The following is an 18,898-nucleotide window of genomic DNA, read 5'->3' on the forward strand; positions in this document are numbered from 1 at the left end:
CCGGCCAAAGGCTAATTGCCCCGGGCCCGGGTGAGGGCGATGCTCGTAGCTTCCCTGGACCGATGCGAAGCCCTGGCCATGGCCCCTTGTGCGCCTGTCGATGCCCCCAGCGAGCCGCTGCAGCTGCGCCTGGCCAATGGCCTGGCCGTGGCCCTGCTCAGCCGCCCGGATCTGCCGCGGGCGGCGCTCAGCGTGCGGGTGGCGGCGGGCAGCCATGACGAGCCGGTGGCCTTTGCCGGCCTGGCGCACTTTCTCGAACACCTGCTGTTCCTGGGCGGCGCGGCCTTTGCCGGCGAGCAGCGCCTGATGCCCTTTGTGCGGGCCTGTGGCGGGCAGCTCAATGCCAGCACCCAGGCCCATCACAGCGACTACTTCTGTGAGGTGCCGGCGCAGCAGCTGGAAGGCGCCCTGGCGCGGCTGCTGGATATGCTCTGGCAGCCGCTGCTGGATCCGGCGGCTCAGCGTGCCGAACGCGAGGTGCTGCAGGCCGAGTTTCTCGCCCGCAGCGGCGACGGGCAGACCCTGATCCAGACCGCCCTGGGCCAGACCGTGGCCGCGGGGCATCCGCTGGGCGGCTTTTATGCCGGCAATCGGCAGACCCTGGTCGTTGAGCAGCCCGCCTTTCAACAGGCGCTTTGGGCCTTTTATCGGCAGTATTACCAGCCGACCAGCATGCAGCTGACCCTGGTGGGGCCGCAGCCCCTGAATGAGTTGCTGGCGCTGGTGCAGCCCTTTGGCCAGTACAGATTTGAGCGCGAACCGCCCCGACCCATGGCGCCTGCGCCCGGGCTATTGCCCCTGCGTCAGCAGGCGTTGCAGCTGTGCCTGGCGGATAGCCCGCCGGCCCTGCACCTGGGCTTTGCCCTGGACTACGACTCGCCCCAGGCGCTGGTCGAGGCCCTGGATTTCCTGCAGTTTATGCTGGCTCGGCAGAACCCGGGCGGGGTGCTGGAGCAGCTGCGTACGGCCGGGCTGTGTCGCCAGCTGCGGGGACAGCTTGTCTACCAGCATCAGGGCCAGGGCCTTTGGCTGCTTAGCGGCCAAGAGGCCCCGGAGCCCGAGCGCCTGGCCGCGGCCTTGTTCGACTGGCTGCGTTGGCTGGCCGGGCAGGCGCCCTGGGCCGAGCAGCAGGCCGAGTATCGGCGGGTACGCCAGCGGCAGCTGGCCGGCCTGGGGCCTCTAGAGCTGGCCCGCACCTGGCAGGCCGCCCTGCTGGGCGAAGGCGATCCCCGTGGTGGCCTGTCCAGCGCCAGCCTGGCCCTGTTGCCTGATTTGCTGCAGCAGATGCAGCAGCTGGCGCGGCGGATTTATCTGCGCAGCAGCACCGAGCCGGCCCCGGCCTGGCCCAGTGCAGGTTTTGCCCTGGCCATGCGAGCGCTGCAGACGCCGAAGCTGCCGGCCTGGCGGCAGCCCTGGCGCCTGCCTGCGCGTAATCCCTGGCTGGCGCGGCAACTGGCGAGGGTGCCGGATCTGCAATTGACCGGGATAGTGAGTTTTCGCGATAGCCCGCAGATCTTGCTGGCTAATGATCAGGCGCAGATCCACTGGCGCTGTGGGCTGGGCCAGGCCCTGCCGTTGAGTGGGCTGAAGGCGCTGCTGGACGAGCGCCTGCAGAGCTTGCAGAGTCTGGCCGCAGAGGCGGGTTTGAGTCTGCAGGCCAGTGCCGGAGAGCGCTGGCTGGAGTTGCAGCTGAGCGGCGCCGAGGCGCTGCTGCCGGCGCTGTTGGGGCAGGCCCTGCAGATGTTGAACGAGGCCGAGGGCGCTGAGGTGAAGCCTGTCGCCGAGGCAGGTGGGCAGTGGCCGATTCGCCAGCTGCTGGAGGCCTGGCCGGCGTCCTTTGCCATGGCTGACGAATTGGCGGCAGATCATGGTGCTGGGCACTTCTGGATGGTTCGGCATCAGGGCCAGCTGTTTGGCGGCAGTGTGCATACCCGTCACGAAATCCAGCAGTTGCTGGCCCCCGGCGCGCCGCCGGCCGCCCCGCAACTGGGTGCCGTGCCCACAGGCTGGCAGCAGGTCGGGCAGCCTGGGCAGGAGGCGGCGCTGCTGCTGTTCTGCCCCATGATGCGGGTCACGCCGGAGATGGAAGCGGCCTGGCGACTGCTTGCGCAGCCACTGCAGGAGGCCTTCTACCAGCGCATGCGGGTCGAGTTGCAGCTGGGCTATGCGCTGCTCTGTGGCTATCGCCAGGTGCAGGGGCGGCGCGGCATTCTCTTCGCGGTGCAGAGCCCCAAGGTCGATACGGCGCAGCTGCGGGCTCACATCGAGGCCCTGCTCGCCGAACAGGTGGCGATCCTTAGCGACTGGCCGGCTGAGCAACTGCGTCAGGCGGCCGCCGAACTGGGCCAGCGCCTGCATAGCGAGGCGCCCCTGGAACAGGCCCAACAGCACTGGCAGGCCTGGCTGGCTGGCCTGCCAGCCGAGCACCCCCAGGCCGTGATCCAGGCCTGTGCCATGTTGGATAGGGCAACTTGGCGTGAGGCCTTGCAGCAGCTTGAGCAGGCCCCGCGACAGATTCTGGCCAATCAGCCGGCACCGCGCTGAGCAACTTTGTCTAATACCGGACTGGCAAGATTTTCTGCGGCGCCACTGGTGTCGTGGCATGGTTCATTTTTGTGTCGCCTGTTCTGATGGGTTTCGCCCCTCACGGGCGACCCACTTTCTTTGCTTGTGCAAAGAAAGTGGGCAAAGAAACACACCCCATCATCCGGCCCCGGCTTTGCCAGGGTTCCCTCGTTCCATCACCGCTCCAAGGGCACGCCGCGAAGGGCCATCCCTGGCCCGTCGCGGCTCTCGCAGCATCCATGCTGCTCAACCCCTTACGCAGTGATTGCACTCGGCCTTCTGGTGGGGACTTGGGCGTCGCCTGTAACGCCGCAGTTCAAAAGCAAAAGCTCAGACTCCACTCAGTTTGTTCTTGGAAAGATCTTTCAGGCTCGCGACCCTAGTCCCGTCAGGAGGCCGAGTGGAGGTGTTGTGCAGGGGGACGACCGGCCCGGATGGCCGGTCGAGGCTTAAAGGGCCAGGGACGGCCCTTGTAAGCCGGCCCCCGGAGCGGCACCTGAGCGAGGGGAGTTTCGCGCAGCGAAACCCGGATGCCGGGTGGCCTTCTTTTTGGTGACTTTTTCTTGGCCAAGCAAGAAAAAGTCACTCGCCCGTGAAGGGCGAAACCCATCAGGTCAGGCGACACGCCATTGGATAGTGCCCAGTCATCAGCAACAAAGATGTACTTGCCAGTCCAGTCTTAATCAGCACTCTCCTACAGCGCCGGCAAAGCACCTTTTTCCTGCTCCGCAGGTCGCGCCCGGGTGTACGACCTTGGTGGCGCATCGGGTCTTGGGTCTATCCGCCTGCTCCGCGGGCCCGCGCCAAAGCAGCGTTCAACCAGGCCCAAGGCCGCATACCAGGGCTGCGCCGCACTTTTGATAATCGCCTCCGACCCGACTGCTTCAGTCGTTCCTCAAGTGGAGAGCGTTATGTACAACAAGAAAATCGCCAGCACCCGATTCCTGCCTCTGGCCCTGGCCAGCGCCGTGGCCCTGGTGGCCAGCCAGCAGGCCGCCGCGGAAATCGTCCTCTACGATCAGGACGACACCACCTTCTCCACCGACGGCTATATCAACGCCTTCTACGTCAACAGCAGCGTGGATCGCGAGGGCGAGCAGTTCGATCGCACCCAGTCGCGGGTGAAGATGGGCTTTCTGCCTAACTGGATCGGCTTCAACTTCGGCAAGCAGGTCGATGACCTCAAGCTCGGCGGCCGCGCCTCCTTCTGGGTGACCATCAACGACAGCGAAGCCAACGGCACCAGCACCGCCATCGACGTGCGCCAGTTCTACGGCACCGTGGCCAACCCGGAGTGGGGCGAGGTACTGGTGGGCAAGGACTTCGGCCTGTTCGCCCGTTCCAATATCTTCCTCGACGAACTGCTGGCCGGTTACGGCAATGTCAGCGATACCCTGGGCCTGGTCGACGGTACCGGTGTGTCCTTCGGCAATATCGGCAGCGGCTACCCGTACCCGTTCCCCACCTCGCAGATCACCTACCGCAACAACAACCTGGCCGAAGGCCTGCGTGTGGCGGTGGGCATCATGGACCCGGTGGATACCAACGATGACAGCCTGGTGGGCAAGGCCTATCAGGACAAACCGCGCTTCGAGTCCGAGATCAGCTACCAGTTCGACCTGGGCCCTTCGACCATCTACACCTGGCTCAATGGCGCCTACCAGACTTCGGAAAACACCGACAGCACGGTCGACGATGTCACCAGCAAGGGGCTGGGCTATGGCGTGCAGGCCAAGATCGGCGGTCTGTCCCTGACCGGTTCGGGTTTCCAGGCCCAGGGCATCAACCCCTTCTTCACCAACAACGCCGGTGAAGCCACCCTGCGCGATATCGACAGCGACGGCTACCTGCTGCAGGGCTCCTACACCTTTGGCAAGAACCGCGTGGCCCTGTCCTATGGTAAGACCGAGGACGACGGCAACGGCCTGGGCGTGGCGGCCGACTACGAAACCCGTGGCGTGGCCTACTTCCGCACCATCAACGACAACCTCAAGCTGGTGGCCGAGTACAACCAGTACCAGATCGACGCCGCCAGCGGCAGCGGCCTGAACGAAGACACCGACACCTTCGCCGTGGGTGCCGTGCTGAGCTGGTAAGCCGCTACACCCGGGATGCCGCTCACTGGTTGCCGGTGAGCGGCATTGTCGTCTGTATGGCCGCATTGCAAATGCGAGGTAGGCATGGAACTTCATGGCCTGGAACTGCTGGTACTGCTGCCAGGCAGCCTGGTGCTGCTGGTGTTGCCGTTGTGTCTGCAGGGCTTTCTGCGCCCCGGGTAGGGTGGACATGGCGAAGCCTTGTCCACCGACGATGTGGCGGACAAGCCTGGCGGTATGTCCGCTCTACGGGTTGGCACCCGCTACTTAGGGACTAGAGCCTCGCTACTCAAGTGGCATGGGGCAGGGCGGGGGCGCTTCGTAGAATGTGTTTGTACGCGATGTTTTAGAGTGGGGCCGGCCATGCACAGGGAAATAAACGAAGGCGTGATTACCGCCATGTCCAGCGCCACGGATGTCGAACTGGTGGCCCAGGAGCTGGCGCGTCAGTTGATCCACCCGCACCTGGGCTTTGTGCTGTTCTTCTGTTCGGCCGAATACGACCTGGGCGGTCTCGGTCAGGCTCTGGAGCAGCACTTTGGCGGTATCGAACTGGTCGGCTGTACCACGGCCGGGGAAATCACCGCCCAGGGCTATGGTCGCGGCTGCGTCAGTGCGGTGGGCTTCGATCACCGCAGCTTCTCCATCGCCAGCGCCCTGATCGACGAGATGGAGCGCTTCAGCCTGATCGATGCGCAGCAGCTGGTGGAGCGTCTGGTCAAGAACTGCCGCAGTAACGAGCTGGCGCCGATTAAGGGCCACAGCTTTGCCCTGACCCTGCTCGATGGCCTGTCCAGCCGCGAGGAAGTGGTGCTCGGCGTGCTTAGCGCGGCCCTGGGCAGCATCCCGCATTTTGGCGGCTCGGCCGGCGACGACAATCATCTGACCCATACCCATGTCTACCATGGCGGCCAGTTCCACACCGGCGCCGCAGTGGTGGTGCTGTTCAACACCTGGCTGGATTTCGAGGTGTTCAGCACCCACCACATCGAGCCCCGCGCCGACAAACTGGTGGTCACCCGCGCCGACAGCGCCAGCCGCCGGGTGTATGAGCTCAATGCCGCGCCGGCCGCCCAGGAATACGCGGAGCTGATCGGCGTGCCACTGGCCGAGCTGGATCATCGGCTGTTCGCCGCCAACCCCCTGGCCGTGCGCATCAGCGAGCAGCACTACGTGCGCTCCATCCAGCGGGTCAACGAGGACCTGAGCCTGACCTTCTACTGCGCGGTGGAGAACGGCATCGTCCTTACCGCCATGCAGCCCGGGCCCTTGCTGCCCAACCTGCAGACGGTGTTCGACGGCCTGCGCCAGCGCCTCGGCCCCCTGCTGCTGACCATCGGCTGCGACTGTTTTCTGCGCCGCCTGGAGATCGAGAACGACGGTGGCAGCGAGCCGGTATCGGCTTTTCTGCGCGAGCAGCCGGTGATTGGCTTCAACACCTACGGGGAGCAGTTCAATGGCATGCATATCAACCAGACCTTTACCGGAGTCGCCATTGGCCGCCCCGGCCGAGGCTGATGAGGCCGAGCTGCGGGCGCGCTTGGCGCAGCTTGAGCGCGACAACCTCAAGCTCAAGCGGATCAACGCCGCGCTGATCGAGCGGGTGGAATCGGCCCATGCTCGTGGCGACGATGCCTACGCCGCCTTCCAGCATTCGGTGGTGCTGGCCGAGCAGGTGCGCGAACGCACCGATGCCCTGAACCAGGCCATGGCCGAGCTGAAATCCAGCAACCAGCTGCTCAGCGATGCGCGCCTGCGCGCGGAAACCGCTCACCAGCACCTGATCGACGCCATCGAAAGCATCAGCGACGGCTTCGTCCTGTTCGACCGCGAGCAGCGCATCGTGCTGTTCAACAGCCGCTTCAAGTCCTTCTGGCGTCACAGCCGCGCGCGCATCACCCCGGGCACCCGGCTGGAGGAGATCAAGCGCCTGAGCAAGAGCACCGGCCTGGTGGTGGAGGAGCAGCGCAGCCGTGAGGGCGAGCAGATGCTCTATCGCCTGCGCGACGGGCGCTGGGTGCAGGTCAGCGAGCGGCCCACCCGCGAGGGCGGGCTGGTGATCCTCTACACCGATATCACCGAGGTCAAGCAGAACGAAACCCTGCGCCGCGAGCAGGCCCTGGCGCAGAAGTCGCGCCTGCTGCAGCGCGCCGTGGACAACCTGTCCCAGGGCATGGCCATGGTCAATGCCGAGGGCCAGCTGGAGTTGTGGAACCACCGCTTTCTCGACCTCTGCGGCCTGGCGCCGATCAATGCCCATCGGCCCTTCGCCGAGGTGATGGCCGAGAGCGAACTGACCCTGCTCACCCCGGACAGCCGCGACGCCAACGGCAAACCCATCGAGGAGCTGGAACTGCACCTGTTCGATGGGCGCATGCTGGAGGTGCGCACCCACGCGCTGCCCACCGGCGGCTTCGTCAACACCTTTACCGATATCACCGAGCGTCACCGCCATGCCGAGGCCCTGAGTGCCAGCGAGCGCTGGATCCGTCTGATCACCGACCATGTGCCGGCGCTGATCGCCTATCTGTCGGCCGATCTGGTCTACCAGTTCACCAACAAGGTCTACGAACAGTGGTACTGCTGGCCCAGCGGCGCCATGCTCGGCCAGAGCCTGCGCGTGGTGCACAGCGAGGAGCATTGCCGGCGCCTGGAGCCCTATATCGAGCGGGCGCTGTCCGGCGAGAGCGTCACCTTCGAGTTCGCCGAAACCAACCACAGCGGTCAGGAGCGCTACATGCTGCGCTCCTATGTGCCCAACCGCCAGGCCAATGGCGAGGTGCTCGGCATCTTCGTGCTGATCCGCGACATCACCGAGCGCCGACGCACCGCCGAGGCCCTGCACCAGGCCTATCAGCATCTGGAGCAGCGGGTGCGCGAACGCACCGCCGAGCTGACCACGGTCAACCAGCAGCTGCGCCGCGAGATCGACGAACGCACCCGCATGGAAGCGCGTCTGCGTGAGGCCAAGGCCGAGGCCGAGCAGGCCAACCTGTCGAAGACCAAGTTCCTCGCCGCGGTCAGCCATGATCTGCTGCAACCGCTCAACGCCGCGCGGCTGTTCACCAGCGCCTTGCTGGAGCGCGAAACCTGCAGCCAGCAGGGCCTGGTGCGCAATATCAGCAACTCTCTGGAGGATGTGGAAAGTCTGCTCGGCACCCTGGTGGACATCTCCAAGCTGGACGCCGGGGTGATCAAGGCGGAGATCGGCAGCTTCGCCATCGCCGACCTGCTCGGCACCCTGGCCACCGAATTCCGCCAGTTGGCCGCCACTGAAGGGCTGCAGCTGGACTTCGTGGCGAGCAGCGCCTGGGTGCGCAGCGATATCCAGCTGCTGGCCAGGATTCTGCGCAACCTCTTGACCAACGCCATCCGCTACACCGCCAGCGGGCGCATCCTGCTTGGCTGCCGGCGGCGCGGGCAGAGCCTGTCCATCGAGGTCTGGGATACCGGCGTGGGCATCGCCGCGGACAAGCTGCAGGAGATCTTCCAGGAGTTCAAACGCGGTGAGGGTCAGCGCCATCAGGACCGCGGCCTGGGCCTGGGTCTGGCGATCGTGGAAAAGATCGCCCGTATGCTCGGTCACCGCATTCGCGTCAGCTCGCAGCCGGGCAAGGGCTCGCTATTCGCCATCGAGGTGCCGCTGACCCGCCGCGCCAATGTGCTGCCGGACAAGGGCAAGGCCGTGCCCATGGCCGTAGAATGCCTGCAGGGCGCGCGCATCTGGGTGCTGGATAACGATGCGGCGATCTGCGCCGGCATGCGCACATTGCTCGAAGGCTGGGGCTGTGAGGTGGTCACCGCCTTGAGCGAGGATGATCTGGCGCGCCAGGTGGACAACTACCACGCCGACGCCGACGTGCTGATCGCCGACTATCACCTGGACGATGGCCGCGACGGCGTCCAGGCCATCGCCGCGATCAACGCCCGCCGCGGCGAACCCCTGCCGGCGCTGATGCTCACCGCCAACTACAGCAATGAACTCAAGCAAACCCTGCGCGAACTGGGCCACACCCTGCTGCACAAGCCGGTCAAGCCGATGAAGCTCAAGACCAGCCTCAGTCATCTATTGGCGCGGCGGGGATAAGGGGCGAGGTGGAAAGCCGCGCAGCGTTTTCCACCCTAGGCAACAGCGATGGACTGCCAGCCTTACTCCGCTTCGATCAGCTGGTGTTGGCGGCGGTATTCCTCATAGCTGAGGCTTTTGTCATTCATCAGCTGTTGCAGACGCTCGGCCTTGCTCAGCGTGGCGCCGGATGTCGCGACAGGCACCTGGGCTACCGGTGCGGGCGCGCCGTTTGGAAAGAGTTTGTTGACCATCTCGGTGATCTTGTTTTCGGCATCGATAAATTTGTCCGGCCGGCCACCACCCCACTTGGCGTCGTAGTTGGCGTGCCCGACCTGTTTGCCATCCTGATACACCTTGATATCGGCATAGACCATATAGATCGCCAGATCCCAGGCCCAGTTGCCGACATAGGTGGTAGCCAGCGGGCATTGAGTGGGGTTGGCGCTGGGGCTCAGTTTGCGCACGCTGAAGCCTTTCTGCGTGAGCAGGTTGCTGTAGGTGGTGTGGAAACCTTCGCGCAGACCTTGTGCCGGGATCATGCAGATCTCATTGCTGGGCGAGGCTGCGATGCTGGCGGGCGTGACGGTTTGCTTGATGCTGCAGCCGGTTAACAAGGCCAGTGAAAGGGATAGGGCGAGAAGACGCATTTTAAGCTCCATGCTGGTACGACTTGGCTCCGCGCATGCTTGGGCATGTTTGGAGAAATGCTGCGCAGGGCGGTTTCATCAGATCAGCGCACTGCGCGCGCCGAGGATAAGGCCAATGGTGGCCAGCTGCCAGTGAAACGCCAGATCGGGTGGCAAGCGTTGTGTGTGCTCCTGGTGTTCGGTGGACAAGCTTCGCGTTGTCCACCCTACGCCGTGGATGTGCGGGGTTACGCACTCTGTGATGGTTGGTAGGGTGGAAAACCGCGCAGCGTTTTCCACCTTGGCCTGGAGGAAACTTCGCGTTGACCACTTTGGGACCGTTGGGCAAGTTACCCCATGACCTGCTCTAGGCCGCCGTGCCCCTGGCCTTGACCCGCAGCACTAGGGCGATGCCGCCGAGTACGGCCAGGCTGGCCAGCAGCAGGCGCGGGGTCAGGGCTTCGCCCAGCAGCAGGCTGCCGGCCAGGGCGGCGATGATGGGCACGCTCAGTTGCACGCTGGCGGCCTGCAGGGCGCGCAGCTGGGGCAGGGCGGCGTACCAGATGGCGTAGCCGATACCCGAGGCGAGGGCACCGGAGAGCAGGGCGTAGAAGGCGCCGAGGCTGTCCCAGTTGAGCTCGCGGTGAAAGATCAAGAGCAACGGCAGCAGCGCCGGCAGGCTGCGCAGGAAGTTGCCGGCGGTGGCCGCCAGCGGGTCGCGGTTGCCCCGGCCGCGCAGCGAGTAGATCGCCCAGCAGGCCCCGGCCAGCAGCATCAGCGCCGCCGAACCGGGCGCTGGCGCACTGGCACCGGGCAGCAGCAACAGCAGCAGGCCGCCGATGGCGCTGGCCAGGCCCAGTTGCTGCAGGGCGCTCAGGCGTTCGCCGCGCCACCAGCCATAGCCGAGCATGCCGGCCTGCACCGCGCCGAACAGCAGCAGGGCTCCCGCGCCGGCATCCAGTTGCAGATAGGCGAAGGAAAAGGCCGCGGCGTAGCCAAACAGGGCCAGGGCCGAATACCAGTCGCCGCCCACGCGTGCTCCCTGCCTGAGGCCGACCAGCAGGCTCAGCACCAGGGCACCGGACAGCAGGCGCAGGGCGGTAAAGCTGCTGGCGTCTATGGCAGTACCGGACAGGGCAGCGCGGCATAGCAGGGAATTGCCGGCGAAGGCCAGCATGGCCAGGCCGGTCAGCAGGACGACGCGCAGCATCACCGGCGCAGGTAGGCGGCGAAGTCGATATCCCCGGCCGACAGAATGGCCTGCACCCGGTTATGCACGCCCAGCTTGCGCAGGATGGCCGAGACATGGGCCTTGACCGTGGTTTCGGCGATATCCAGGCTGTAGGCGATCTGCTTGTTGGACTCGCCCTTGGTCATGCGCTCCAGCACCAGGAGCTGCTTGCGCGTCAGGGCCTGCAGCAGCTCTGGAGCGATGCTGTGGCTGTCGTGATGCTGGCGGTGGCCGCCACTCTTCTGGGTGCGGATGATATCCGGCGGCAGGTAGACATTGCCGTCGAGGATCTGCGCGATGGCCTCGGTCATCTGCGCCCGCGGTGAGGATTTGGTGATAAAGCCCACCGCGCCGTAGGTGATGGCCTGCAGCACCACCTGCTTGTCCTGCTCGGCGGAGACGATCACCACCGGTATGCTCGGCGCCTCGTTGCGCAGGTTCATCAGGCCGCCCAGACCATGCATGCCGGGCATGTTCAGATCGAGCAGGATCAGGTCCAGGTCGTCGTGCTCCAGGGCCAGGGCCAGGGCGCTGTCCAGGTCGGCGGTTTCCATGATCTCGCTGCCGGCAAAGCCGTCACTGATGACGTTATGGATGGCTTCGCGAAACAGTGGGTGGTCGTCGGCAATCAGAATCTTGTACATGGCCTTTCACCTCGTTTTTGTGATTATCAGGCTGTTGAAAAACTACCTGCGTGGGCAATCCTGCGTTAAAAACGGCCTCAAAATGCTCATGTACAACTCGTACACTCCGCTTTTTTGGCCGTTTTTGCCTTGTCTTGCCTGCCTCGCCTACGTTTTTCAACGGCCTGCTATGGTGCGGCGGTGGGGGTGGCGAAAGTGGCGGCGGCGTCCGGCAGGGGAACGGGTTGGGCCGGTACCAGGGGCAGGCCGGCCTGCTGCCAGCCGTCGATGCCCTCACGGTACCAGTACAGCCGCCGGTAGCCCAGGGCCAGGGCGCGGCGGGTGGCGTTCCAGCCCAGCCAGCAGTCGGCGCGGCAGTAGAACACCAGCGGCCAGTCCGGGTCGCCGCGGCTGATGCGCAGCAACTGTTGCTCGAAGTAGCGCTGCCAGCGTGGCTCCAGTTCACCGTCGCCCACATTGGCCAGCCACAGGCTGCCGGGCAGATTGGCGTGGGGCTCGTCTTCGATAAATTGGCCATGGCGCCAGGGCCGGCGGTAGACATCGATCAGGCGGGTATGCGGCTGCTCGGCCAGCAGGCGCTGCAGGGCGGCGGTGTCGAGGCTGCGCGCACCGGCAAGCTCGGCCGGGGTGGGGCTGCGGTAATGCGCCTGGCGGTAGCCTTCGGCGCTGTACAGGGCCACTTCGCTCAGCGCTGCGCTTGCCAGCAGGCTGGAGCCTAGGAGCAGCCCTGCCTGTAGAGCTCGGCAGGGTTTCATGGGCGTAGGTCTCGGTTCTTTTTATGCAGCTATTAGAGACCCGGGTCGCGGCCTTGGAAATTCTACGATGGAGAGCAAAGGCAGTACCAAAGTAGTAATTACGCCTTTGATGTTTGCGGGTTACTGGCAGTGGCGAATGAGAGGGGCGGTGCGCATGGCGCACCCTACGGACGATTGGCGTAGGGTGCGCGGTGCGCATCGGGGCTTTCCCCTGGCTTACCCGGCCTTGCGCAGCGCCGCATGCTGGGGGTTGAAGGTCAGCACCGCGAGCAGGGCGAACAGCGCGGTCAGGCCCAGGCACACCAGCAGGGCGGACAGGTTCAGGCGCTGGTAGAGGGCAAAGCGCACCAGCTCCACGGCATGGCTGAAGGGGTTGAGGGCGCACAGCCAGTACAGCCATTCGCTGGCCTCGCGCATCTTCCACAAGGGATAAAGCGCCGAGGACAGGAAGAACAGCGGGAAGATGACGAAATTCATCACCCCGGCGAAGTTTTCCAGCTGGCGGATGCCGTTGGAGAGCAGCAGGCCCAGGGCGCAGAGCAGCAGGGCCACCAGCAGCAGCGCCGGCAGGGCGCTGAGCAAGCCCCAGGGCGGCGGCTGTACGCCATAGACCCAGGCGATGGCGAGAAAGGCATAGACCTGCAGCAGCGAGATCAGCGCCGTGGCCAGCAGCTTGCTGGCCAGCAGAAAGGCCCGTGGCAGCGGGCTGGTGAGCAGCACGCGCATGCTGCCCATCTCGCGGTCGTAGACCATGGCCAGGGAACCCTGCATGCCGTTGAACAGCAGGATCATGCAGGCCAGGCCCGGCACGATATAGGTCTCGTAGGTGATATAGGTGTCGTAGGGGGCGATGATGGCGATGCCCAATGCGGCGCGAAAACCGGCGGCGAATACCAGCAGCCACAGCAGCGGGCGCACCAGGGCGCTGAGAAAACGCGAACGCTGCAGGACAAAGCGCAGCCACTCGCGCAGCACGATACCGCGCAGGCATTCCCAGTAGACGATCATGGGCGAGACTCCCGCGTAGGGTGCGCCGTGCGCACCGGTTTTTTGGGGGCACAGGCATCGGTGCGCACGGCGCACCCTACGGCTGGCATGGGGCCGCCGCGGTCAGGCGCTCGAAGCTGGCGCCCAGGTCATCGCCAAACTGATCGGCGCGGCCCTCGGCCACCAGGCGGCCCTGCCTGAGCATCAGCAACTGGTCGCCGGCCTGCACTTCATCGAGCAGGTGGGTGGTCCACAGCACCGTGAGCTGATGCTCCTGGCACAGGTGGCGGACATGCCGGCCCAGGGCCAGGCGGCTGGCCGGGTCGAGGCCGGCGCTGGCTTCATCGAGCAGCAACAGACGTGGGCGATGCAGCAGGGCACGGGCGATTTCCACCCGGCGGCGGTGGCCGCCATTGAGTTCGCGCACCTTGTCGTGGCGGCGCTCGCCAAGCTGCTGGCGGGCCAGTTCCAGCTCGATGCGTGCTTGCGCCTCGCGCCTTGGCAGGCCGTGCAGGGCGGCGTGGTAGGCCAGGTTCTGCTGCACCGACAGGTCCAAGTCCAGGGTGCTTTGCTGGAACACCACCCCGAGCTGGCGCAGGGCCTGGCGCGGCGCGCGGCGCAGGCTGTGGCCGAAGATGCGGATATCGCCGGCCTGCAGATCATAGAGACGGGTAAGCAGGGCGATCAGGGTAGATTTGCCGGCGCCGTTGGGGCCCAGCAGGGCGGCAAAGCGCCCCGGCCTCAGGCTGAACGCCAGCTCATCGAGGGCCTGGCGTGGGCCATAGGCAAAGGCCAGTTCGCTCACCTCCAGGGCGTTCATGGGGTGACCACCACGCCCCAGGGGTAGCGGCCGACCTTGATCGATTTGCTCACCTTGAGGCTGGCCACGTCGATCACCGAGACATCGCCGCTGACCCCGTTGGTGGTCAGCAGGCGTTTCTGGTCCGGGGTAAAGGCCATATGCCAGACGCGCCGGCCCACCAGCAGGTAGTCGAGTACCTCGTAGGTCTTGGCGTCGACCACCGCCACATGGTTGGCCGGGCCCAGGGCGACAAAGGCGTACTTGCCGTCATCGGTCAGCTTGACCCCCACCGGCTGAACCTTGTCCGGGTGTACGCCCTTGATCTCGAAGCGCAGCACCTTGAGGATCTCCCGCGCCTCGACGTCCATCACCGTGACCGTGCCGCCGATCTCGGCCGAGGCCCACAGGCGCTGGCCGTCCTTGTCGAACTCGACATGGCGCGGGCGCTGGTCGACCAGGGTGTTGTCCACCAGCTGCTGGGTGCTGGTGTCGATCCAGTGCAGCATGTTGGTGGTTTCGCTGGTATTGACCGCCCACTTGCCATCGGGGCTGACCGCCATGCCTTCGGGCTCCACGCCGACATCGATCTGCGCCAGCACCTCGTCGGTCTGGGTGTCGACCACGGTGACCAGGGCATCGTCTTCGTTGGAGATATACAGCCAGCGGTCATTGGGGTGCAGGGCAAACTGCTCGGGGTCGGCGCCGGAGGGCAGCTCCTTGATGATCTGGCGGGTGGCCAGGTCCATCACCTGAACCCGATCGGAGTCACTGGCGCAGATGTACAGCAGCCTGTTGTCGTTGGACAGCAGCAGGCCCCGGGGGCGCATGCCGACGGCCAGGGTATCGGTGACCTGCAGCGTATCCAGATCGATCACGCTGATGCTGTCGTCCTTTTCGTTGGATACATAGGCGGTAGCGGCCAGGGCCGTGTGGCAGGCCAGGCCCAGGGTGATGGCGCAGGCGAGGTGGCTAAGGCGCATGGGGTCGATCCTCTTGTTGTTATCGGTGGGTGGTGGATGGCTGCGGCCATCCACCCTACGGGCTCGGTTTTGCCGGTGCGCACGGCGCACCCTACGGGCGGGGTAGGGTGCGCCGTGCGCACCATCAATTGCTGCTGCCAGCCAGGTCGCAGCTCACCTCGGGGCGGTCGTAACCCAGGCTGTCCATCTCGTTGTGTGGATGGAGGAAGCCGTCCTGGGGCGAGGTGCTGACCAGGGCGCGCGGATGCACCAGGGGAATGGGCTGACGCAGCTGGCCGTTCCAGGTGCGAAAGCTCAGCTTGCGGCCCTTGAAGCCATCCAGCGGCAGTTGTTCGTTTAACAGCAGGTGGCGCGTGGTCATGGGGTCGCTGGCGCGCTGCTTGGTGACCGCCGTGGCCAGGCTGCGCACGGCCATCCAGGCGGCGAAGTCGCGGTCGTTCATCCAGCGCCCGGCATGGGCCTCGAAGCGCTTCTGCAGCTGCGCGGCGCCGAAGGTTTCTACCGTCTTGTGCCAGGCCGTCGGGGTCAGGCCCTGGGTGCCGGCCACCGGGCGCGGATACCAGGTGTTGTAGGGCAGGTATTCACCAAAGTCGCCACGCTCGTCGGCCACCAGCACCACGTCGTACTCGCTGGTCTGGGTAAACAGCGGCATCTCCGCCTGGGCGCTGCGGCGCTGGTCGTTGTCGAAGCTCCAGGGCTTCTCGGCGACGATCCGGTGGCCGAAGCGCTTGGCCGCCCGGCGCAGCGCCGAGGCGTAGGCCTGATCGTCCTCGGTGGGGCCGGTGATCAGCAGCCAGCGCGTCCATTTGCGCAGGGTCAGAAACTGCGCCAGGGCGTCGGCCAGCATGGCGCGGCTGGGCAGGGTGTGCAGCACGTTGGGCAGGCACTGCTGGCTGCGCAGGGCGTCATCGGCACTGCCGGCATTGAGCAGCAGGCTGTCTTTCAGCTGCTCGCTGAGCTGACGCAGGGTCGCGGCGGGGGCATTGACCACAAACAGGCGCACACCCTGCTGGTGCAGGTCGGTCGCCGCCTGCAGCAGGGCGTTGCTGTCGTGTTGCTGGCTGACTTCCAGGCTGTAGTTGTGCTTGAGAAAACGCCCGGTGCTGTTGCTGTCGGCAATCGCCAGTTCGGCGCCGCGCAGGCCGGCGTCCGTGGGCTCGGGGATGACATTGGACAGCAGCGGCCCGGTCGCGGGGATATAGGCCAGGTAGCCGATGCGCACCTGCAGTTCGGCGGCAGGCGCCGCGGCCAGGCAGGCGGCAGAGGCGCCCAGGCAGATCAGCAGGCAGGGCAGCAGAAGGCGACGGATCGGGCGCATGGGCAGCAACTCCTGTACGGGTGCTGCCAGCATAGGAAGGGGGCATGGCCGGGAAAATATGCCCTTGGTCGCGGTCGGTCAGTACCAAGGTCGTAGTTTTGCCTTGGTAATGCGGCGGTGCAGGCTCGCGGCTAAAGCCGCTCCTGCATGGGCTCCACGTTTGGCGCAGGAGCGGCTTTAGCCGCGAAAGGGCCGTAAACCCGGCAGGGCGTTGGCCTGTATTGGCAAGCTCGGTCTGCCGGGTGGGGCCCAAAGTAGCAGCTCGGCACCACCAAGGTAGTAGCGGGTTGGGCAGGCTGGGGCTCTAGGATGGCAGTCGTGCCAGAACAACAAGAGGACATCCCCATGCACACCTTCAAACACCTGGGCCTTGGCCTGATTCTGCTCGGCAGCCTGGCTGGCTTCGACAACCTGCACGCCGCCGGTGACATGACCCGCCGCCCAGTGGCCCTGCCGGATCTGCTACTGGGCAGCGACGACAGCGACTACGCCATGTCGCAGCGCGAGTACCAACTGGAAACCGGCCAGGCCTATCAGCTCAAGATCATCGCCAGCGGGCAGAAGGAGTACGCCTTCCAGGCCCCGGAATTCGCCACCGCCATCTACCTGCGCAAGGTCGAGGCCGGCGGCGTGGAGATCAAGGCGGTGACCCTGACCGAGCTGGAGTTCGAGGATGCCGGCGAGGCCGAGATCTTCTTCCTCCCGGTCAAACCGGGCAAGTACCGCTTCTATGCCAAGGGCCTGGAGAACAAGGGCATGCTCGGCCACTTTGTGGTCAAGTAAATGAGCGCCCTGGGGCGTATCAACCTGGGGGTCAGCCTGCTGTTCGCCCTGGTAACCCTGCTGGGGCTGTTGCTGCTGGCGCGCCAGGCAAGCCACGATGTACGCCGTGAGTTGCTGGCCGCCGAGGCAGTGGTGCAGTACCTGGGGGAAGTGGTGCAGCGTAACCCGGCCAGTCTGCGCCCGGAGCTGACCGATAACCTGCGGCATATTCGCGTGCGCTGGCTGGGGGCCGGCGAGTCTTCCGCGGCGCCGGCAGCCAGTGGCCTTGAGTACTGGCTCGCCGCCCAGTTACTGGCACCTGATCTGTTGCGGGTGCGCAGCTGGACGCTGGAGGATGGTCGCCAGTTGCAGATTGCCCTCGATCCCTATGACGAGATCGAGGAAGTCCAGGACTCTCTCTTACAGCTGCTGCTGCTCAGTGCCTTCGCCCTGGCCCTGAGCCTGCTGACCATTCGCTTTGCCGTGCGCCGTGGGCTGCGCGTGCTCGACGAGCTGTTGGCCGCCCTGAATCAGGTCGGCGCCGGCCATTTCGACACCCGCCTGCAACACCACGGCCTGGCTGAGGCGCAGCGCCTGGCCGGGCACTTCAACGCCATGGCCACCACCCTGCAGCAGGTGCAGGCGGACAATGCCGAGCTGACTCAAGCGCTGCTGGAGTTGCAGGAGCGCGAGCGCACACGCCTGGGCCAGACCCTGCATGATGACCTGGGCCAGTACCTCAGCGGCATCCGTGCCCAGGCCTGCCTGCTCAAGGTGATCGCCGACCGACCGCAGCAGGTGCAGGACACCGCATGCCTGCTGGACGACAACTGCGAGCGCCTGCAGCAGGGCTTTCGTCGCCTGATCCGCGAACTCTATCCGGTGGTGCTGGAACGTTTGCAACTAGGGCCTGCGCTGCAGCAGCTGGCCGCCGACTGGCAGCAGGCGCAAGGCATTCGTTGCCGCCTGCAACTGGGCCAGCGGCTGCCGGATCTGCCGCTGGCCAGCAAGGCCCATCTCTACCGCCTGGTGCAGGAGGCGCTGACCAATGTGGCCCGCCACGCCGATGCCAGCGAAGTGCGCATTCGTCTGCAGCGCCGTGGCCGCGGCTTGCGTCTGCTGGTGCGTGACAACGGCCGTGGCACGGCACTGCCATTACGCCCCGGTATTGGCCTGCGCTCGATGCGCGAACGCAGCCGCAGCCTGGGCGGCGAGCTGCGCCTGCACAGTCGGCCGCAAGCGGGCTGGGCGCTGTGCCTGAACATTCCTCTGGAGACGATGCCATGAAGGTGCTACTGGTGGACGATCACGCGGTGGTGCGTCAGGGCTACGCCAGCCTGCTGCGCGCCCTGTTGCCGGAGGTGCAGCTGCGCGAGGCCTGCGATGGCGAGCAGGCCTTGCAGCGAGTGCAGGAAGAGATACCGAATTTGGTGATCATGGATATCGGCCTGCCCGGCATCAGTGGCCTGGAAACCACCCGTCGCCTGCGTCAGCGCCTGCCGCAGCTGCGCATCCTGTTCTTCAGCATGCACGACGAGCTGCCCCTGGTGCGCCAGGCGCTGGAGGCTGGCGCCATCGGCTACCTGACCAAGAGTTCGTCTCCGGATGTACTGGTTGAGGCGGTGCGCCGTACCGCATCCGGTCATGCCTATATCGAGCAGTCCCTGGCCACCCAACTGGCCTGTAACCCGGGCAGCGGTGGGCCCGACCCGCGCCTGCGCGAACTGACCCAGCGCGAATTCGAGATCTTCGTCATGTTCGCCCGCGGCCTGCCACCGCGGCAGATTGCCGAGAAGCTGTGCATCAGTTCCAAGACCCTGTCCAACTACCAGACCCTGATCAAGAACAAACTGCAGATCAGCTCCCAGGCCGAGCTGGTGCATCTGGCCATCGACAGTGGCGTGGTGCGGGTGGGCTTGGAGAGCGCCTGAATGGAAGCGGGTTCGCGGCTAAAGCCGCTCCTACACAGCACTCATATCCTGTAGGAGCGGCTTTAGCCGCGAACGGGCCGTAGGGGCACAACCAAGCCGTGCAGGCTCTGGGGTAACCAACCGCGCTCCCTG

Annotated in this window: 15 protein-coding genes; 7 read left to right on the top strand and 8 right to left on the bottom strand. The window is 65.6% G+C overall.

Annotation, left to right across the window (positions count from 1 at the left end; genetic code table 11):
- The first annotated feature begins 39 nt into the window (after positions 1–39).
- From pqqF to nahK, 4 genes are all read left to right on the top strand, one after another.
- On the top strand, positions 40–2,544 hold the full coding sequence (gene pqqF, locus GJV18_RS08855) for a pyrroloquinoline quinone biosynthesis protein PqqF (RefSeq protein WP_160344553.1): 2,505 nt from the start codon (positions 40–42) through the stop codon (positions 2,542–2,544).
- A gap of 932 nt (positions 2,545–3,476) precedes the next feature.
- Entirely contained in the window at positions 3,477–4,661 is a 1,185-nt protein-coding gene (locus tag GJV18_RS08860) for a porin (RefSeq protein ID WP_160344555.1), read from the top strand.
- 363 nt (positions 4,662–5,024) lie between these two features.
- Positions 5,025–6,179 carry a nitric oxide-sensing protein NosP gene (gene nosP, locus GJV18_RS08865; RefSeq protein ID WP_160344557.1) on the top strand — a complete coding sequence of 385 codons (1,155 nt, stop codon included), beginning with the start codon at positions 5,025–5,027 and terminating at the stop codon, positions 6,177–6,179.
- A complete protein-coding gene (nahK, locus tag GJV18_RS08870) occupies positions 6,118–8,748 on the top strand; it encodes a hybrid sensor histidine kinase/response regulator NahK/ErcS' (protein ID WP_160344559.1) in 2,631 nt (876 codons plus the stop codon). The genes nosP and nahK overlap by 62 nt, the downstream gene beginning before the upstream one ends.
- Before the next feature lie 62 nt (positions 8,749–8,810).
- On the opposite strand, the gene GJV18_RS08875 is transcribed toward nahK, so the two are convergent.
- From GJV18_RS08875 to GJV18_RS08910, 8 genes are all read right to left on the bottom strand, one after another.
- Positions 8,811–9,377, bottom strand: a complete 567-nt coding sequence (locus GJV18_RS08875; RefSeq protein ID WP_160344561.1) for an Sbal_3080 family lipoprotein — start codon at positions 9,375–9,377, stop codon at positions 8,811–8,813.
- A 346-nt stretch (positions 9,378–9,723) separates the two neighbouring features.
- On the bottom strand, positions 9,724–10,566 hold the full coding sequence (locus GJV18_RS08880) for a DMT family transporter (RefSeq protein ID WP_218571977.1): 843 nt from the start codon (positions 10,564–10,566) through the stop codon (positions 9,724–9,726).
- Positions 10,566–11,231 (bottom strand): response regulator, encoded by a 666-nt coding sequence (locus tag GJV18_RS08885; RefSeq protein ID WP_160344565.1) that lies wholly within the window; start codon positions 11,229–11,231, stop codon positions 10,566–10,568. Before GJV18_RS08885 ends, GJV18_RS08880 begins: the two co-directional genes overlap by 1 nt.
- A 167-nt stretch (positions 11,232–11,398) precedes the next feature.
- Positions 11,399–11,986 carry a PQQ-dependent catabolism-associated CXXCW motif protein gene (locus GJV18_RS08890; RefSeq protein ID WP_160344567.1) on the bottom strand — a complete coding sequence of 196 codons (588 nt, stop codon included), beginning with the start codon at positions 11,984–11,986 and terminating at the stop codon, positions 11,399–11,401.
- Positions 11,987–12,202: 216 nt separating this feature from the next.
- A complete protein-coding gene (locus GJV18_RS08895; protein WP_160344569.1) occupies positions 12,203–12,994 on the bottom strand; it encodes an ABC transporter permease in 792 nt (263 codons plus the stop codon).
- Between the two features lie 76 nt (positions 12,995–13,070).
- Positions 13,071–13,793 (bottom strand): ABC transporter ATP-binding protein, encoded by a 723-nt coding sequence (locus tag GJV18_RS08900; protein ID WP_160344571.1) that lies wholly within the window; start codon positions 13,791–13,793, stop codon positions 13,071–13,073.
- Positions 13,790–14,755 carry a YVTN family beta-propeller repeat protein gene (locus GJV18_RS08905; RefSeq protein WP_160344573.1) on the bottom strand — a complete coding sequence of 322 codons (966 nt, stop codon included), beginning with the start codon at positions 14,753–14,755 and terminating at the stop codon, positions 13,790–13,792. The genes GJV18_RS08900 and GJV18_RS08905 overlap by 4 nt, the downstream gene beginning before the upstream one ends.
- Before the next feature lie 124 nt (positions 14,756–14,879).
- The gene (locus GJV18_RS08910) at positions 14,880–16,073 is read right to left on the bottom strand and encodes an ABC transporter substrate-binding protein (protein ID WP_160344575.1); all 1,194 of its coding nucleotides are present in this window, start codon (positions 16,071–16,073) and stop codon (positions 14,880–14,882) included.
- 345 nt (positions 16,074–16,418) lie between these two features.
- Here GJV18_RS08910 and GJV18_RS08915 point away from each other — a divergent pair, with 345 nt between their 5' ends.
- From GJV18_RS08915 to GJV18_RS08925, 3 genes are read left to right on the top strand one after another with little or no spacing between them, the layout of a single operon-like run.
- Entirely contained in the window at positions 16,419–16,856 is a 438-nt protein-coding gene (locus tag GJV18_RS08915) for a cupredoxin domain-containing protein (protein WP_160346058.1), read from the top strand.
- The gene (locus GJV18_RS08920) at positions 16,857–18,122 is read left to right on the top strand and encodes a HAMP domain-containing sensor histidine kinase (protein WP_160344577.1); all 1,266 of its coding nucleotides are present in this window, start codon (positions 16,857–16,859) and stop codon (positions 18,120–18,122) included.
- Positions 18,119–18,766 carry a response regulator transcription factor gene (locus GJV18_RS08925; RefSeq protein ID WP_160344579.1) on the top strand — a complete coding sequence of 216 codons (648 nt, stop codon included), beginning with the start codon at positions 18,119–18,121 and terminating at the stop codon, positions 18,764–18,766. Before GJV18_RS08920 ends, GJV18_RS08925 begins: the two co-directional genes overlap by 4 nt.
- The last annotated feature ends 132 nt before the right edge of the window (positions 18,767–18,898 follow it).

Source organism: Pseudomonas xionganensis (assembly GCF_009763245.1).
In the GTDB taxonomy this organism is placed as follows: domain Bacteria; phylum Pseudomonadota; class Gammaproteobacteria; order Pseudomonadales; family Pseudomonadaceae; genus Aquipseudomonas; species Aquipseudomonas xionganensis.

Excerpts from the sequence above, each read along its gene's own strand:
- GJV18_RS08895 (WP_160344569.1), bottom strand. The coding sequence starts at position 12,994 with ATGATCGTCTACTGGGAATGCCTGCGCGGTATCGTGCTGCGCGAGTGG.
- GJV18_RS08880 (WP_218571977.1), bottom strand. The coding sequence starts at position 10,566 with ATGCTGCGCGTCGTCCTGCTGACCGGCCTGGCCATGCTGGCCTTCGCC.
- GJV18_RS08885 (WP_160344565.1), bottom strand. The coding sequence starts at position 11,231 with ATGTACAAGATTCTGATTGCCGACGACCACCCACTGTTTCGCGAAGCC.
- GJV18_RS08875 (WP_160344561.1), bottom strand. The coding sequence starts at position 9,377 with ATGCGTCTTCTCGCCCTATCCCTTTCACTGGCCTTGTTAACCGGCTGC.
- nosP (WP_160344557.1), top strand. The coding sequence starts at position 5,025 with ATGCACAGGGAAATAAACGAAGGCGTGATTACCGCCATGTCCAGCGCC.
- GJV18_RS08900 (WP_160344571.1), bottom strand. The coding sequence starts at position 13,793 with ATGAACGCCCTGGAGGTGAGCGAACTGGCCTTTGCCTATGGCCCACGC.
- nahK (WP_160344559.1), top strand. The coding sequence starts at position 6,118 with ATGGCATGCATATCAACCAGACCTTTACCGGAGTCGCCATTGGCCGCC.
- GJV18_RS08890 (WP_160344567.1), bottom strand. The coding sequence starts at position 11,986 with ATGAAACCCTGCCGAGCTCTACAGGCAGGGCTGCTCCTAGGCTCCAGC.
- pqqF (WP_160344553.1), top strand. The coding sequence starts at position 40 with ATGCTCGTAGCTTCCCTGGACCGATGCGAAGCCCTGGCCATGGCCCCT.
- GJV18_RS08915 (WP_160346058.1), top strand. The coding sequence starts at position 16,419 with ATGCACACCTTCAAACACCTGGGCCTTGGCCTGATTCTGCTCGGCAGC.
- GJV18_RS08905 (WP_160344573.1), bottom strand. The coding sequence starts at position 14,755 with ATGCGCCTTAGCCACCTCGCCTGCGCCATCACCCTGGGCCTGGCCTGC.
- GJV18_RS08910 (WP_160344575.1), bottom strand. The coding sequence starts at position 16,073 with ATGCGCCCGATCCGTCGCCTTCTGCTGCCCTGCCTGCTGATCTGCCTG.
- GJV18_RS08860 (WP_160344555.1), top strand. The coding sequence starts at position 3,477 with ATGTACAACAAGAAAATCGCCAGCACCCGATTCCTGCCTCTGGCCCTG.
- GJV18_RS08920 (WP_160344577.1), top strand. The coding sequence starts at position 16,857 with ATGAGCGCCCTGGGGCGTATCAACCTGGGGGTCAGCCTGCTGTTCGCC.
- GJV18_RS08925 (WP_160344579.1), top strand. The coding sequence starts at position 18,119 with ATGAAGGTGCTACTGGTGGACGATCACGCGGTGGTGCGTCAGGGCTAC.